Origin of the sequence: Chryseobacterium sp. Marseille-Q3244, from assembly GCF_940807095.1 — a bacterium.
GTDB lineage: Bacteria > Bacteroidota > Bacteroidia > Flavobacteriales > Weeksellaceae > Chryseobacterium.
Map to the genome: position 1 here is coordinate 109,605 of NZ_CALNWX010000010.1, position 16,402 is coordinate 126,006.

Annotated in this window: 15 protein-coding genes; 2 read left to right on the top strand and 13 right to left on the bottom strand. The window is 34.4% G+C overall.

The features are described from left to right. Nucleotides 1–139: 139 nt before the first annotated feature. The 7 genes from NBX25_RS17395 to NBX25_RS17425 all read right to left on the bottom strand — a co-directional run bounded on the left by NBX25_RS17395 (nt 140) and on the right by NBX25_RS17425 (nt 7,358). Entirely contained in the window at nt 140–2,068 is a 1,929-nt protein-coding gene (locus tag NBX25_RS17395; RefSeq protein ID WP_250254557.1) for an ABC-F family ATP-binding cassette domain-containing protein, read from the bottom strand. Between the two features lie 268 nt (nt 2,069–2,336). Then, on the bottom strand, nt 2,337–3,680 hold the full coding sequence (locus tag NBX25_RS17400; protein WP_250254559.1) for a T6SS phospholipase effector Tle1-like catalytic domain-containing protein: 1,344 nt from the start codon (nt 3,678–3,680) through the stop codon (nt 2,337–2,339). Nucleotides 3,681–3,833: 153 nt separating this feature from the next. Continuing rightward, complete coding sequence (locus NBX25_RS17405; RefSeq protein ID WP_123910216.1) at nt 3,834–4,511, bottom strand: response regulator transcription factor; 678 nt, start codon at nt 4,509–4,511, stop codon at nt 3,834–3,836. Next, nucleotides 4,480–5,244, bottom strand: coding sequence for a sensor histidine kinase (locus tag NBX25_RS17410; protein ID WP_228412749.1), 765 nt, complete (start codon nt 5,242–5,244; stop codon nt 4,480–4,482). The genes NBX25_RS17405 and NBX25_RS17410 overlap by 32 nt, the downstream gene beginning before the upstream one ends. A gap of 17 nt (nt 5,245–5,261) precedes the next feature. After that, a complete protein-coding gene (locus NBX25_RS17415) occupies nt 5,262–5,885 on the bottom strand; it encodes a hypothetical protein (RefSeq protein WP_250254561.1) in 624 nt (207 codons plus the stop codon). A 17-nt stretch (nt 5,886–5,902) separates the two neighbouring features. After that, nucleotides 5,903–6,673, bottom strand: coding sequence for a hypothetical protein (locus NBX25_RS17420; RefSeq protein WP_228412748.1), 771 nt, complete (start codon nt 6,671–6,673; stop codon nt 5,903–5,905). Between the two features lie 64 nt (nt 6,674–6,737). Continuing rightward, complete coding sequence (locus NBX25_RS17425; RefSeq protein ID WP_123910213.1) at nt 6,738–7,358, bottom strand: DUF5715 family protein; 621 nt, start codon at nt 7,356–7,358, stop codon at nt 6,738–6,740. Between the two features lie 220 nt (nt 7,359–7,578). On the opposite strand from NBX25_RS17425, the gene aqpZ reads away from it, so the two are divergent. Further along, on the top strand, nt 7,579–8,295 hold the full coding sequence (aqpZ, locus tag NBX25_RS17430; protein ID WP_123860595.1) for an aquaporin Z: 717 nt from the start codon (nt 7,579–7,581) through the stop codon (nt 8,293–8,295). Nucleotides 8,296–8,544: 249 nt separating this feature from the next. On the opposite strand, the gene NBX25_RS17435 is transcribed toward aqpZ, so the two are convergent. The 4 genes from NBX25_RS17435 to NBX25_RS17450 all read right to left on the bottom strand — a co-directional run bounded on the left by NBX25_RS17435 (nt 8,545) and on the right by NBX25_RS17450 (nt 11,608). Next, the gene (locus tag NBX25_RS17435; RefSeq protein ID WP_250254563.1) at nt 8,545–9,090 is read right to left on the bottom strand and encodes a hypothetical protein; all 546 of its coding nucleotides are present in this window, start codon (nt 9,088–9,090) and stop codon (nt 8,545–8,547) included. Nucleotides 9,091–9,178: 88 nt separating this feature from the next. Then, nucleotides 9,179–10,171: a LuxE/PaaK family acyltransferase gene (locus NBX25_RS17440; RefSeq protein WP_250254566.1), complete on the bottom strand. Its 993-nt coding sequence runs from the start codon at nt 10,169–10,171 to the stop codon at nt 9,179–9,181. Between the two features lie 195 nt (nt 10,172–10,366). Further along, a complete protein-coding gene (locus NBX25_RS17445) occupies nt 10,367–11,137 on the bottom strand; it encodes a UDP-2,3-diacylglucosamine diphosphatase (RefSeq protein ID WP_250254567.1) in 771 nt (256 codons plus the stop codon). A gap of 24 nt (nt 11,138–11,161) precedes the next feature. Next, a complete protein-coding gene (locus tag NBX25_RS17450; protein ID WP_123910209.1) occupies nt 11,162–11,608 on the bottom strand; it encodes a 6-pyruvoyl trahydropterin synthase family protein in 447 nt (148 codons plus the stop codon). 389 nt (nt 11,609–11,997) lie between these two features. Between NBX25_RS17450 and NBX25_RS17455 the strand changes: the two genes are divergently transcribed. Next, nucleotides 11,998–13,344 carry a tetratricopeptide repeat protein gene (locus NBX25_RS17455; protein ID WP_250254568.1) on the top strand — a complete coding sequence of 449 codons (1,347 nt, stop codon included), beginning with the start codon at nt 11,998–12,000 and terminating at the stop codon, nt 13,342–13,344. Between the two features lie 305 nt (nt 13,345–13,649). Here NBX25_RS17455 and NBX25_RS17460 read toward each other — a convergent pair whose 3' ends face one another. Together NBX25_RS17460 and NBX25_RS17465 are read right to left on the bottom strand one after the other, a co-directional pair. Beyond that, nucleotides 13,650–14,891, bottom strand: a complete 1,242-nt coding sequence (locus tag NBX25_RS17460; RefSeq protein ID WP_250254570.1) for an erythromycin esterase family protein — start codon at nt 14,889–14,891, stop codon at nt 13,650–13,652. A 48-nt stretch (nt 14,892–14,939) separates the two neighbouring features. Beyond that, complete coding sequence (locus NBX25_RS17465) at nt 14,940–16,382, bottom strand: serine hydrolase (protein ID WP_250254572.1); 1,443 nt, start codon at nt 16,380–16,382, stop codon at nt 14,940–14,942. Between the last annotated feature and the right edge of the window lie 20 nt (nt 16,383–16,402).

Sequence of the window (16,402 nt, forward strand, 5' to 3'; positions counted from 1 at the left end):
ATTATGAAAATAATTTAATTTTCAGCTACAACTTCTATTAAATTACTTTTACAGTTCACTATTGATAAGTAGAAAACTATATTATTTTGTTACAAAAAAAAGCTTCATAAAGTAAATTATGAAGCTTTTATATGATTAATTAATCAAGTTGGGTTCCTAAGTATTCCCATTCTTGTAGAGCATTATCCAGCTCTTCTTTAGCTTTATTATAGTTTTCTAAAGTTTCATCGGAAGGATTTTCTTTAGCGAAAGAAGCTTCCATTTCTTCTACTTTAGCTTCAAGTTCGGAAATTTTCTCTTCTACTTTCTTAATTTTATACTGAATATTTTTTTGTTCCTTACTGACAATATTAGATCCCTGACTATTGCTAACAACAGGTTTTTCTTCTACTTTCTTAGGTTCTTCCTTCACATCACTATGAAGTTTCGCCTTTTCTGCGGAAATCTCTCTGATGGTTTCTTTTTGTCTGTACTCAAGATATTCATTGATGTCTCCAAGGAATTCTTTCATTTTCCCGTCACGGAATTCATAAATTTTATCACAAAGTCCCTGCAGGAATTCTCTGTCGTGAGAGATTACGATCAATGTCCCTTCAAAATTCTGTAATGCCAACTTAATGATCTCCTTAGACTGAATATCCAAGTGGTTGGTAGGTTCATCCATAATCAATGTATTGAAAGGACGAAGTAACAGTTTACAAAGTGCCAGACGGTTTCTCTCCCCTCCGGAAAGTACTTTCGTTTTCTTGCTAACAGCATCTCCCTGGAACAGGAAAGATCCTAATAGGTCTCTTACTCTTGGTCTGGTTTCTTCTGTAGCAGCATCTTCCGCTTCTTCAAGAACCGTTTTATTAGGTGTTAAAACCTCTTCCTGATTTTGGGCAAAATACCCGATATTTACATTATGTCCAAGATTCCAGGCACCTGAATAATCTTTGATGTCTCCAGCTAAGATTTTAGCCAGGGTTGTTTTTCCCTGTCCATTCTGTCCTAGAAGTGCAATTCTGTCTCCTCTTTGAACAATAAAATCTACGTCGTCAAAAATCTGTTTCTGACCATAAGCTTTCCCAAGATTTTCTGCTTCAAAGATCACTTTCCCTGGAACCATAGACTGTACGAAACGGATATTGAATTTTGAAACGTCTTCATTATCCACTTCAATACGCTCAATTTTGTCTAATTTCTTAATAAGGGATTGTGCAAAAGAAGCTTTGGTAGCACTTGCACGGAACTTATTAATGTTATCTTCCATCTGCTTGATTTCCGCATCCTGATTCTTTTTAGCCTGAATCAGTTTTTCACGGCGGTCTTCGCGCATAACAAGATATTTGGTATAATTGGCTTTATAGTCATCAACCTTCTTATTATTGATATCAAAAGTACGGTTACAAACAGCAGTCATGAACTGTTTATCGTGACTTACAAGAACAATTGCTCCAGGATAATCTTTTAAGAAGTTTTCCAGCCAGATAATAGATTCCATATCCAGGTGGTTGGTAGGCTCATCGAGAAGCATAATGTCATTCTTTTGAAGAAGCAGTTTTGCCAATTCGATTCTCATTCTCCATCCTCCTGAAAATTCATCAGTAATTTTTTGAAAATCATCAGCTTTAAATCCTAAACCAAACAATACTTTTTCCATATCGCCTTCCAGATTGTAGGCATCATGGTTCATTAAAAGGTCATTCAGTTCAGTCATTTTATTAATCAAATCCGCATAGGAATCACTTTCGTAGTCGGTTCTGATTGTCATTTGGTGATTAACCTCTTCGAGCTCATTTTTCCATGCATTAATTTGCTCAAAAGCCTGCATCGTTTCAGCCCAAACGGTTCTTCCTTTCACGAAATCAAGATCCTGCTTCAGGAAACCAATGGTAATGCTTCCTTCTTTAACCACTTCTCCTTCGTAGAAGTTAATTTCTCCGGACAGCATTTTCAATAAAGTAGATTTTCCTGCCCCATTTTTTCCTACGAGCCCTACTTTATCATCCTTTTTAATGGTGAAATTTACGTTTTGAAATAAATAATTTCCTGAATGATGTAATCCTAAACTTTGAACCGAAAGCATTTTAATTGATAATTAGTAATGAATAATGAATTTTCGGGTGCAAAAATACGGAAAAAGAAATGAATAGCCCAGAAATAAAAAAACTGACCATTTTGGCTGGTTTTTTATCCGTCAATTTTCCAGTAAGGTTTATTAAAAAACATTCAGAAGCTATGCTATGATGTACGAAATTTAAAATTCAGTAATTCTAAAAATGAGGTATTATCGATAAAGGGAACATCTAAAACGATGCTCCCTAACCTAAATTTAAAACTAAAAAGAAGTGAGATTAATTATTGATTTCATCCAGTTTTGTTGTTTTAGTCTTGATAACTGAACGAGTCCAGATATCATTATTGGGAACACTTGTTCCGTACAGAAAGTCAGCTACAAAACTGTCTTCAGGAAGATGAAGTTCAGCAGAAAGTCTTGCATGACTGTTTTGGTCTACAATAGTACTGCTTGAAACATTCAGTCCGTTGTTGAGAAGTTCAACATTCATTTCATATTCGGATCGTTTTGATAAACCATCGTGATAAAGCCCGAAATTTGCAGCAATATGGATATAATCGGCCAGTTTACTGTAATTGTATTTTGGTCTTTTATCTAGGGAAAGGTCTTTTATATACATCGCCATTTCTTCATATAAACTTTCTAACAAAGGATGTCTGCTATAATCTGTCTCCAAATCTTTTCCTGACGTAAAAACGGGTGAAATTTCATTGGTTTCTTTCAGCATCAGTTTCCCATATAGTTTTGAGAGTTCATTGTAAACTTTATCTCTGCAGACATAAGCTTTAGAAAAAGCATCTTTTCTTTCCACTCCGAATCCGGAAAGTAAGGCATCCCATATTTTATTTCCTTCAGTATTCGTTTTTCTGCTTCTTATATTTTGAACATAATTCTTCAGATCCTCTGTATTGGCAAAATCTGTAGATATATATACAGATTGTGGTCCTTCCAGATACCCACCTCCAATATCTGCATGGGCTCCCGGAACAAAAATTTCTTTCCAAACGGCAGTCGTATTCCTGAACTGATAATCCTGCATCATTTTTGAATTTTCAAAAAAACCCGTCAGTGGAAAAAAGAATCGGCATTCATTGATTGCACAGATATGCAATACATTTTCCACATGATAAGCCCCACTAAGATCATATGTATTAAATGGTTTGGACTCTACCGTATCAAAAGCTCCCAAAAACTTCACTTTAATCTTAGCTAAAGAATAGTTGGAGAAAAGCCAATGACTAAAAGTTCTGGCCAGCATTCCTCCTCTTCCGAAACCATATAAATAAAAATGATATTCACAGTCTACATCATGAATAATCTTCTGTACAAAGTTTTCTGCTTTCTGAAGTTTATCATCTGAAGAATATCCTTTTCCATAAGGTGGATTGGCACATGTTGTGATGGCAAAATTGCTATCCTCCCCGCCTGAAACGGTTCCTATTCCCTCAATATATATTTTTTCGTTACCGATAAATAACTTGTATAATTTATAGATATTGGTAAATGCCCCATGATAGCTTTCATTATTATTCAGTGGTTTATCTGCTGAAAGTGCATTTACTCCATTATTTCCTGTGCCGTCAAAGAAAATTCCGACGGAAATCACTCTACTGTCATTCATTCTGTTGTTAATTTTTTATGACAGATCTTCTCTGTACATTTATGTTTTTATTTAAAATCCCTCAAAGAGACATTCCAAAATAACGGAAGAAAGAGCAGTTTGACTAGAGTGAAAAGTACCAAATAAAAAATTCCGTATTTCTACGGAATCCAATCAAATTTTTTCGAGTGAGTAAATATTGTTTACAATAGCATAAATGACTATTCCCACAGTATTTTTGGCACCTATTTTTTCAAGAATACGTTGTCTGTGACTTTCAACGGTCCTGGGGCTGATAAAAAGTTTCTCACCAATTTCATTGTTCGTAAATTCCTGGCAGATCAATTTTACAACATCTTTTTCTCTTTCAGACAACTCATCTTCAGTTTCAAAGAGTGAATTTTTCTTGGCTGAACTGTTCATATAGGTAAACAACATCTGATGATCTTCAGCCGTAAAGTAAACTCCATTTTTATCAACCATCGTAATGGCATCAATAAAGGTTTTCTTATCTGAGTTTTTAGGAAGGAAAGCTGAAACGCCCAACTTAACCATATATCCTAAAACGGATGTTTTGTAGTGGGAAGAAAGAATAATGATTTTAAGGTCCGGATATTTTTCTTTGAGAATTTCTACCAGCTCAAAACCATTCATCGGCTTCATCTGAATATCTACCAATGCTATATCTGGAAATTCTTTTTCTGAAAGTTTTTCCAGATATTCTATAAAATCAGGTCCGTTATCTGCAGTGAGACATACAGATATATTTTTTTCATTGGACAACAGCATTTTTACCCCTTCAAGGATTAGCTGTTCATCATCAATCAGTGCTATTTTGATTTGGGAACTCATGATGTTTCGGAATTTTAATGATTAAACGACTTCCTTTATTTAAAAAAGATTTTTTCCATTTATGAAGGGCATTCATCGATTTGATCCTGGATTCGATGTTCTTAATTCCCATCCCTTTTTTCACTTCTTCATATTCGAATCCTTGTCCATTGTCTGAAATAACGACCGCCATATTTTGTGGATAATCTTTAATGTAAATCCAAAGATCCGTCGCTGTTGAGTGCTTAATGACATTGGTAGTAAACTCCTGAATGATCCGGTACAGCTGTACTTCTACAAAGAGATCCTTCTTTTCATATCCGGGCATTACCTGCATGGATATATTAATTTTGTGAGAAAGGTTGGCAATGAGTTCTTCTACATATAAAACCAACCCCACCGATTCAAGATTAACAGGATATAATGAATGGGAAATACTTCTGGCAGCATCAATCAGTGAAGACATCTGGCTGTAAATATTTTTTTTAATCAAATCATCTCCCCTGGTATCCAGATTATTAAGCCATAAGGAAAGGATATTGAGTCTGTTTCCTATATCATCGTGAATCATCACGGCTATTCTTTTACGTTCTTCTTCCTGGGCCTTGATGTTTTCCAATGCCAGCTTTTTCTGATGAAGAACTTCTGCTTCATGCTGTACATTTTTTTCCTTGATAATCCTGCTTATAAAAGTTCTGTAGGCAAGCAGAATAAAAGATACTATAATTGCTATGGTAACAATTATAAGAATCAAAAGGTTGATATTTAAGGTTACTTCTTTAATCGGATGAAGGTGTATATAAGTGAACAGTATAAAATACTTGAAAACACGTTATTGGCACTGAAAAGAATATAATAATTATTTTCTGAAAGATTGGCGATCTGATGCTGAATGATAAAAATAAATACTGAAACGGAATAATAGAAAAAAATACTGGCATCTACCCATAGAAAACGATTCTGGTCTGATGTCTTTTTAATTTCATTAATCAGAGCAACTCCTGAAAGGCAGATGATAATGATATTGGAAACCACCTTTGCAATATCGGCATTGACAGGATAGTCAAAACTATATTTTGAGATCATAAAACTCACTGCAATTACAGCTCCTAATCCTAAAAGATATTTAGGCCAATTCAGCTTTCTGATAAACAGGCCTGTCAATAAAAAAAACTCCCCGGCAATGTAGAACGGATAAAGAAATGAGGTATCATTAAGCCTGAATACGTAAGGCAGAGCAAGATTCAGTAATTCAATAAAAAACAGAAAAGCAATACAATAAAAATATTGCTTTTCCTTAAGATTTAATATGCGGTATTTAATAGCTCCCAACACTATAACAGCCAGAAGCAATCCGTAGTTTAGGAATAAAATCGTCTTATAAAGATCTGCCATTCCTTTTATTTATTATTTTAAAATTCACCTTCCATTCCTGGTATACGGCAGATAGGCGGACATGGTTTTGCCCAGTCATACATATTGGAAATTGTCTCTGCACGTTGTGAGTTTTGAAGATCTTCGCGGAAAGAAATGAAAATAAGAGTTACCAACATTTTTCCATATACTTTATTGTACTTAAGCCCGAAAGAACACTTAATTTCTCTCAGCCCAGGATCTGAAAGACATAGATCTGCAGTAGGTACATAAAATCTTTTAAAGATGCCCAATCCTTTAGATTCCTCATGCTCTTTATAAAACCAATCCATTCCTGATTCTCTCCAAGTTTCAATAGCTTCTATAGCAATATCCTGGTCTAAAATAGGTTTATTGGATATAGGAAAAGCCATATCTGAATTTTGCTCTACTTTTTCAAGTCCTTTCGAAAGAATGGCATTTTTAACAATAGTATATTCCTGAACTTCCTGGAGTTTTACATCTTCATTAAGCTCAGTAAGAACACTGAAAGGATATTCTTTTTGATCTATTCTGTCTCCCTTCTCATTCATAGGGTAAAAAATCAAGATTACCTGATCTTTCCAAATTCCCATTGCTGCACAGAACTCAGGATAGTCTTTATAACTTTTCATCCAATTGAGTGGGCCATCTGCAATATTAAAGACATAATTAGTAGGAAGTAAATCTTTTATTTTGAAAAAATTGCAACGGCAAAGTTCCCATTCGTCTGCAGCAGCTTTACAATCTCCTACAGGAAGCAAATAATCTACGATGTTTAATGTTGTCATAAGCATGGTTTTTTAGTTGTATAAAATTATATAAACTAAACATGCTGTGCAAGTAGCAATTTAATTAATAATTACGCACTGTAATATGATAGCAACTTTGTTGTTTTTCTTTGATGTAATAAATTCTACCAGCATCTGCGTAGTGCTTTAAAACTTTCTCCAAAGCCACCTCCATTTTGGGATTGTATTTTAGAACATTATTAAATCGTATATAAGAAATATCAAAGGAATTCCCATAGTTGTGGGAGCTGATTCCTAATGAAGCATTAGAATTGACTCTTCTCAATCTGCATTGATCTTCCAGAGTTCGGGTAATGGATGAAACAGTGAATGTGCCTCCTTTTGTTGCCTTACTGAATTTGGAACCTATATTTTCCAGCGTAGTCTTTCCTTTAGAAACCATATAAGCTTTACTGTAATCAAGTTTTTGTACCTGATATCCTTTTCCGGACTTCTTAATTTTATGAAATTTTCCGTTGCTGATATATTTCTGTACAGTCTTGGAGTCCTTCAGTAAGTGTACTCCAAAACTTTTGGAGGCATCCAGATGGGGTTTGTAAAGTGCAGTAGGTTCAACCTTCAAAACAGTTGTAAGATCATAGCAGGGAAGCATTTTTTTGGCCGCCTGCGAATAATGTAAACTATACATAAAAGGTACAAAAACCACGCAAAGAAACTTTCTCATTAACCACCACTTTAAATTACTAACGAAGGATAAAACAATTATGTCAGCTCATTTAGCAACAACGATAATCGTATCCCGACAAATCCCAAACAAACATCAAACCAATTTGTTGAATTTACAATTTTTGTTCCTCTAATTTTGAAATATTTTTTCAGTTTTAACTTTTTACTTTAAGATATAAATTCTACATTTGAGTTACATTTTTAAAATAAACAACATGATAAAAAAACTTTTCGCTGAATTTTTCGGCACATTTTGGCTTGTTTTCGGAGGTTGCGGGAGCGCTGTTTTTGCAGCCGGTGTTCCTGATATTGGCATCGGACTTTTAGGGGTTGCTCTTGCCTTCGGTCTTACTGTTCTTACCATGGCATATGCTGTAGGACATATTTCAGGCGGTCACTTCAACCCGGCAGTTTCTTTCGGACTTTTAGCGGGGGGAAGATTTTCTGCAAAAGACCTTATCCCTTATATCGTAGCGCAATGTCTTGGTGCTATTGTTGCTGCAGGATGTCTATACACAATCCTTAACGGAGCCGGAGTTGTAGATTTCTCAAAACCGGGAGCATTTGCTACCAATTTCTATGGAGAAGCGGTCTACAACGGAAAAGCATTCAGCATGGGTGCAGCATTCCTTGCGGAATTTTTACTAACAGCTTTCTTCCTTATTGTTATTATGGGTGCAACGGATAAATGGGCTAATGGTAAATTTGCCGGTATCGCCATTGGTCTTGCTCTTACTTTGATTCACCTGATCTCTATTCCCATTACGAATACTTCTGTAAACCCGGCAAGATCTCTTTCACAAGCAGTTTTCACAGGCGGATTGGCTATGTCACAACTTTGGCTGTTCTGGGTAGCTCCAATTCTTGGTGGAATTGTAGGTGGATTAATCTACAAATTCTTACTTCAGAGAGATACTGAGGAAGTAACCGACTAATAAATTTTAGAATTATAAATATCTTAAAATCCTGTCTGATGACGGGATTTTTTTATGCTATATAAGAGCTTGATTTTATTTTATGGAGGTAAAAAAACGACTTCATTATTAATAAAGGACTTTAGCTATGCCCCTATGTGGTAAAAAATAATACATATTTTCTTTCAACTGATGAAAAAATTACAAAACCTGTTAGGTTTATATTCAACTCCTAATCAATCCCTTTCGATCTTGGAATAAAATATTTTCTTACTTCTTATTTTTAAGATCAAAAGGATTTTTGAAAATGAGTTCTTCATGCTTTCCTTTGATTTCCATTTTACGTTGAAGTAAGTTCAATGCCATTTTTCTGATAAAAAGATCTTTATCATTCAACTTCCAGTAAGAATCTTCGTGGAGCCTTTTGGGTGGACGGATGAGATAAAACTCCGTATCCCAGGTATCTGCATTATGATAAAATTCAATAATGCCGCAATGCTCCGGAATAGTATCAGAATCTACCATTCCCATAGGTAATAAAAAACTGAAAGCATTGCAGACATAATCTCCACAGGAAACTTTATCGTGTTTCAGAAATTTTTCTCCCGAATCTTTATTAACATATGATTTTTTGAAGTCATTTTTAAAATCACTTTTTGAAAGCTTGATTTCAATTTCATGGCTCATTCCTTCAGCATCTATGATGAGAATATCCGCCTCCCAATCAGCCTGGAAATAGTTGGTGAGTACGAGTTCTTTTTCAAAATCGCAGTGGGTATGAATATAGGCGTGAACAAGCTCTTCTATTTTTAGCATACTATAATGTTTAGATCGGAGATGTTAAGACATGCGATATGAAACTCTATCCAAAATCCTGCATGATGAATTCCGAAATTGGCTTTATTTAGCTCACTAATAAGCTGCAGCCTCTGATATCAGAGTGATCTATTCTTCCCAGCACCTGAAATTTGTCGCCTATTATTTTTCCCAAATCCTGGGTAGCAATAAAGGAGCAAGAATGCGTATTGGCCAAATCGATGATATTAATTGCGCCTGTTCTTCCTTCTTTTTCATAGGACAAAGGGTCTTCTACATTTCTAATCTTAATCCGCATCCAACTAGGGCACTGGTATTCATTATTTCCAAGAGAATAAGCCTGAGACAACAACTCTGTCATTGAATATTCTGAGTAGATTTTATCTGTTTTGAATCCTTCCTGTAAAGTTTTCAAAAGTTCGTCTTTTGTCATTTCTTCTTTTCTTCCTTTCATCCCACCGGTTTCTATAACGATTAGGTTTTCAAGAACCTTTAGAGATTCTTCACTTCGCTCAGAATGACAGTAGTCTAAGAAGTCTAACAGCGCAAAGGAAACTCCGAAAAGAATTACTTTTTTATCCTGTAATTGGTTTAAAAGGTTGAAAAGATCGGAATGATTGTAAAGGAAGTACCCGTTTTCAGGCTTTTCAGATTTTTTCATCAGATAATCCACCATATAAATCAGTGATGAATTCTGTTTTTCCAGATAACTTGGAAGTAGTCCAAGGAAAATAAAATCTTCTGGTTTACCAATGAATTGTTCGAAGCTTTTGTAAATACTTTCTTCATACAAATTCGTATTGGCTATGAAATGCTTTGAAAGATTCATCTGTGTGGTTCCTGAACTCTGAAAAAATAAATCCGTAGTCACATTTCTATCCAGAATCTGATGGTTTTTAAACATTTCAATCGGAAGAAAGGGAATTTTCGACAGATCATCAACCTCATCCGGACTGATGTTTAAAAAATCTACAAACTTCCTATATATCTCAACATTTTCATACTGATAATGAAATGTTTTCAATGATGCATTCAGGAAATCCTGTTCAGTCTGTATGTTGAATATATTTTTCGTCTCCATAATTTTTTCAATCGTCTTATTACTTCAGTGTAAAGCAATTATTGGGATAAAATATTTTTATTTAATGTTTTTTTAATATGAGAACCTGACTTTGGTAAACTTCTTGCAAGTACTTCATTGGAATATGGATTAAAAACAGAATGAGTCCCCCACTCATTCTCAAATTACCTCTTTTTAGGGGTAATTTTTTTTGTTTTATTTATCGAAAGTATTCAGTTCAAAGTCTTTTTCAAAAACGCCATAGGTAAAATAGGAAATCCAGTCTCCCAAATTGATGTATTTTGAATTTTGCCCCAAATCTAATACCATAGGAAGGTGACGGTGCCCATATACGAAATAATCAATCTTTTGGGTCTTCAGCTTCTCCTTCGAATAAATGATAAGAAATTCCTTATCTTCTCCTAAGAACGCTTTGTCTTCTTCTCCTGAGATCATTTTATTCTTTTGGGAAAGATACAAGGCCACTTTCATAGCGATATCAGGGTGAAGCCATTTGAAAAACCATTTTGCCACCGGATTGGTAAAAACTTTTTTCATTCTCTTATATCCTTTGTCACCAGGTCCAAGACCATCTCCATGAGCCAACAAAAACTGTTTCCCACCCATTTCAAAATATTGTTTCTGGTAAAAAACCGTGCATCCAATTTCCTCTTCGAGATAATCTTTCATCCAAAGATCATGATTTCCCACAAAAAAATAAATATGGATTCCTCTGTCTTTCAGCTCTGCAATTTTCCCTAGAACACGGATATATCCTTTAGGTACCACATGTTTCCACTCATGCCAGAAGTCAAAAAGATCACCCATTAAAAATAAAACCTGAGCATCTTCTTTGATCTGATCCATCCATCGTATAAATTTTTCTTCACGTACCTTACTTTCTTTAGGAGTAGGTGCACCGAAATGCTGATCTGAAGCAAAATATACTTTTTTTCCAGGTTCTAAATTAATTGTTGTTTTTAACACCTTCTGAGCTTTATGAGATAATAATTATTGATTGTCTTCTGCAAACCATTCTCCATAAGAGTTTTCTGTCTCGTGAAGTTTAAGATAAGCCAAAGAAATTCCTTCCGGAAGTCTTGATTTTATTTTGGCTGCAATGGCATACAGCATATTTTCACAGGTGGGCTGAAAGCTGCAATAGATTACCTTATGCCCTTTCTGTTCAAGATCCTCACCCAATTCTTTATGAGGAGACAGGGCATTTAAAAGCACTGCATGATCCCAAACGTCTACGATCTCAGATTTTACGATACTTTTGATATCTCCGAAATCAACTACCATCCCATTTTTAGGGTTATCAATATCATTAATCGGCTTTCCTTTCACTGTTACAAACAACTTATAGGAATGTCCATGCATATTTTTACATTTCCCATCATAGTTGTACAGTACGTGAGCTGTTTCGAATGTAAAAATTTTTGTAATACGTATCATAGTGCAAAGATAAGGAATTTGAGATGAGTGTAAAATGATGTCCGGAAAAGAAAAATCCTTATACTTTACCTGACCATACTCATAATTCGGAGCCTTTTTTTACCATATAGATCCCGTAGTAATACCAAAGAAGGGATTGATTATTATTTTTTAAATAATTAACTTTGAAGTATGTAATAATCTTGATCAGAATTGATTTCTTAAAAGTATTTTAATTACAGTTCCCGAAAGACTATTGGTTTATTTATTGAAATTTAAATTCTTAATACAATGAAAAACCAGGCGTATAAAATAATATTCGTTTTTTTCTTTTTTTCCTGTGCGTTGTAAAAGCATATCAGTCTGAAAATATAATACCTGATAAACAAGAGCAGTATAAAAAAGAACTGATGCAGTATGCCAAAGATTTTGGTGATGCTCCCAAGAAATATATTGATAAGTTTGAAACATTACGCAAAAAAGCAATACAAGAAAACATCAGAGATGTTGCTACCGAATGTCTGTATTATCAAGCTTATTGCTTTTATTTTACCAATAAAAATGACAGTTCCAGTATTTATTCTCAAAGAGCGATTGAAGAAGCCGAGAAATATAATAATAAAACGATCAAAGCAAAAGCTATGGGACTGCTTGCTATGGTATATTCCAGACGTGGATTTACAAATCGAGCATTCAGCTTATTGGATGAGGCAGTAAAAGAACTGGCCCCGGACGACCACAAAACCAAAGCCCAGCTCTATGCCCAGGGACTACAGATTTCAATGTATGCCAATAACCAGGATAAAGAAGACCGCTATTCTGTGCAATCTCTTAAAGAAGCAGAACTTTCCGGGGACAAAAGAACACTTCGTATGGCATATATAGGCCGGAGCCGCATCGAAAACTATAAGGGAAATGGTGAGCAGGCAAAAAAACTACTGAGAAAAGCAATAGCAACACTCAATGGTGCCGAAGATAATTATATCAGCGCTCATATCAATATGGGATTTGGAGAAATTTATCACAATCAAAATAATCAGGATAGTGCAATAATCTATCAACTAAAAGCTTTAAAGTCTGCTATGGCGATAGGCGATAAAAAATTTTTAGCAGATATTTATAATGCCCTGAAAGCATCTTATAAAGCAAAAAATGACTTTGAGAATTATAAGATTGCTGATGAAAATGCCGAAAAATTAAACGATAGCCTAAGAGTAATAAATATTTCAGAACAGGAAACAGTATTAAATTCCCTTGAAAAAGATGCGAAGGACAAGCAGCTCAGAGAAAAAAGAAAGTATCTTATTGTTACCGGTGTCTCCATTCTTTTATTATTGATATTCCTCTTTATACTGATAAGATATTACAGACGTCTATATAAGCTGAAGCTTACTACCAGGGAAAAAGAAGAAATAATCCAAGAAAAGCAAAACAAGATCAATACATTGGAGGATGAGATCCAAAAGGATTCTATAGATGACATTTTGCGCTATGCCAGAGAGGATCAGCCCGTTTTCTTAAAAAAATACAAGGAACTTTATCCTGATCTTTTCAAAAAACTGGAAACAATTGCCCCGGAACTGACTTCCGATGATCTTAAATGCTGCGCCATGATGCACCTGAACTTTACCGCAAAAGAAATAGCTTACTACACCCATGCTTCCATCCGTACAGTGGAAAACAGAAAATACCGTATCCGTAAAAAACTAAATGTGAAATCTTCTGTGGACCTAAACGAATTTTTAATGAACTTATAGAAAGAACTTATACTTGCCTGAATATCCATAATTGATAATAATATTTTCATATTTAATTATTAATCAATAATTTACAATAGACACATTTAGTTTTACGGCGTATTTTAGAAGCGAAGAAGATTGTAGCAATCACTTCCATAAACCTAGAGATACGAGCCTGTTTGTCCAATGGTTAATAAGCTACGGGATTCGATGATATAAAGAGATTCACTGTATACTCTGCAAGATATTATAGAATTTAACAGGATTTATTTCAATATGGTTATTAATTAAATCGATATTTTTGAAAGTCAATTAAAACTTAATTAATTCACTAAATGTTCTGAGGCATTGGTTTGTTTTATGAAAACAATTCCATCAAAACACTCATTAAGCTTTAGAGGCTCTGTGATTGTAAATTTTTCTGTTGCAGGAGTGATAGGACCATACCCTACAAATCTCATTTTAAAAGCTTGCCCATATATTTTTTCTGAGCTTTCATTAAAATTCACAAAATAATTTTCATAATGATGATTCCCCAGCTTCACCTCCCAACTGTTTTCCAATGGATTTGAGAGTTGATATGATGTATATTTATTACTTTTCACTGCACGTGGATCAGTGGTAGCACTGTAGTTTCCAAAAGAGGTAGAAGTTGCTAATGCATAATACTTTTTTCCATATTTTTCTTTAATGTATCCCCCCATTCCATCTACCAGAACCGGTTTGAGAGCAATATGACCGTTATGGGCAAAAAGAATCATTTTTTTATTATAGGTAGTTTGAATCTTCCCGATCATTTCAGCCATAATAAGGTCTCTGGAAACATCATAATTTTTTTTACTTGCTTCATAAGGAATTTTAAACCCTTGTTCAAGGTTGTATAAAGCCAGTTTTGAGCTCTGATCCATTTTTTTCCCATACAAACTGTCTACTTTTTTAACTAATAAAAATCCTTCTGTTCCATTTTTTATGACTGCTTTCATGTCTAATTTAAAAGAAGGGTCATTCTGTTTTTCCCACATTTCATCCTGTGACCCGGCTTTTAGTTTAATCTCATTTGCTATCGCGGTGTATTCTTCTCCTAAACCAAAAGATTTCTTCAAAATTTCCGCACTATTTGACAGAACATCTGTATCGAACCCGGAAATAATTACTTTGTCTTTATGATTCTTATTATAATCTCTGATCCAAGTCAACAGATTGTAGATTTCTTTTGTCTGCCAGATGGAAGTTATATATTTTTTTAAGGCCATATTTAAATCAACTTCCGAGTTAACAGCTTCATTCAGAAAAGAAGCATCCCCATAGGCACTTTCAAATGCTATAATTTTAAAATCATTTTTACCAATTAACTGTTTTGATATCTCACTTCTAATTTCATTAAACTCTTTGGTTCCGTGTGTTCCTTCTCCCAGTCCGACTATGGTATGATCCTTCAGTTGTTTACCGATATTTCTTATAGCTTTAGCCATATTTTTATGATCTGTAAACTGTTTGGGAACTTGAATTTCGTTTTTAGTATTTTGTGAAAAAACCATTAAGGAAGATGATAGAAAGACTATCATTAAGTATCTATTTAACATATAATATATTTTAAAATTTTTAAACCCTTTTTAATCAATTTTTAGGACTAAATTATTATCCTGAGTTCCGTCGGTATTGGCTGCATTGTAAGGAATAGTGAGCCACCCATTTTTGTTCATCACAAACTTAAAACCATAAGTTTTTCCTTTTTCAAACTGGGATTTTGGCAATACAACCTCGAAGACATTATCCTTTTTTGGAGTCATCTGATAAGAAGGATCATTCATATTCCAATTGTTAAATGTACCTGCTACAGAAATATTTTTAATGAATTCCGTACTAGAATTTTCAGGATATTGATAGGAAAAAATCAGTTGGTCATTTTCTATTCTGTATCCATATATTTCCTTCTTCAGATTGGGATGAACAAAAGGCTCTGCAATCGTGATTTCTTCAGCCAGCATATAAGGATTCATCAGGTTTTTATCTATAATTCCTGCAATATGATTCACCATTTGATACATCACAGGAAATCCCTTATTTGCATTATACATGACAACAATTGCCAAATTTTTATCCGGAAAAATACTGTAGGCACTTACATTTCCTCCAGAAAAACCATATGACTTTGTATTATTGTTATCTGTAATTTCCCAACCATGCCCGAATTCCCAGTCATTATTTTTATAATGGAATGGCTTCCACATCATCTTTTTTGTTTCCGGTTTCACAAAATCATTTTTACTGAAATGGATGCTCCACTGTAAAAAAGCGGGAAGTGTAACCGCCAAACCATTCGCTGAATGAGATCTCACTCCATCGATAGAGGTTAATTTCTCATACTGCTTCTTCTCCGGATTATAATTGTATTTCCCTACTCTATTAGGGATTTTCTCAATAGAATTGGATGAAAAAACCACCTGATTATGAGAGTCCGGGAATTGGTTTTCCAGAATATACTCTTCAAAAGTCTTTCCTGTTATTTTTTCAATAATCATGGTAATCAACAGATAATTCGTCTGATTGTACCGATAATGGTCTCCAGCTTCAAATTCATTTTTTTCCTTAGACAAACGGCTAATGACTTCACTATGGGTTGCTTTTTCTGAGAAATCTTTAACATCAGCCATATCCGGAAGTCCCGAAGAATGGGAAAGAAGATTCTTAACCTGGATATTTTGCCAGTCTTTTGGCATGTTGCCTATAAATTTTGAAATCTTATCATCTACTGACAATTTTCCTTCCTCAATAAGTTTAAAAAGACCAATATTAGCAACCAGCTTTGTATTGGAGTATATCCTGAACATGGACTTGGAATCCACTTTTTTATCACTTTCCAGGTTTTCACGCCCGTAGTATTGCTGGAATGTTACCTTATCATTTTTTACAATCCCTACGGCCATCCCGGGAATTTCATTGATTTTGATAACATCTTTTATATAGCTGTCAATTGCTTTTGACTGTTCTGCTGTCTGGCTGAATCCTAAAATGGATACATTAAAAAATATAGCTGTTAAAATGGATTGTTTCATTCTTTGTTCATCTATTATTC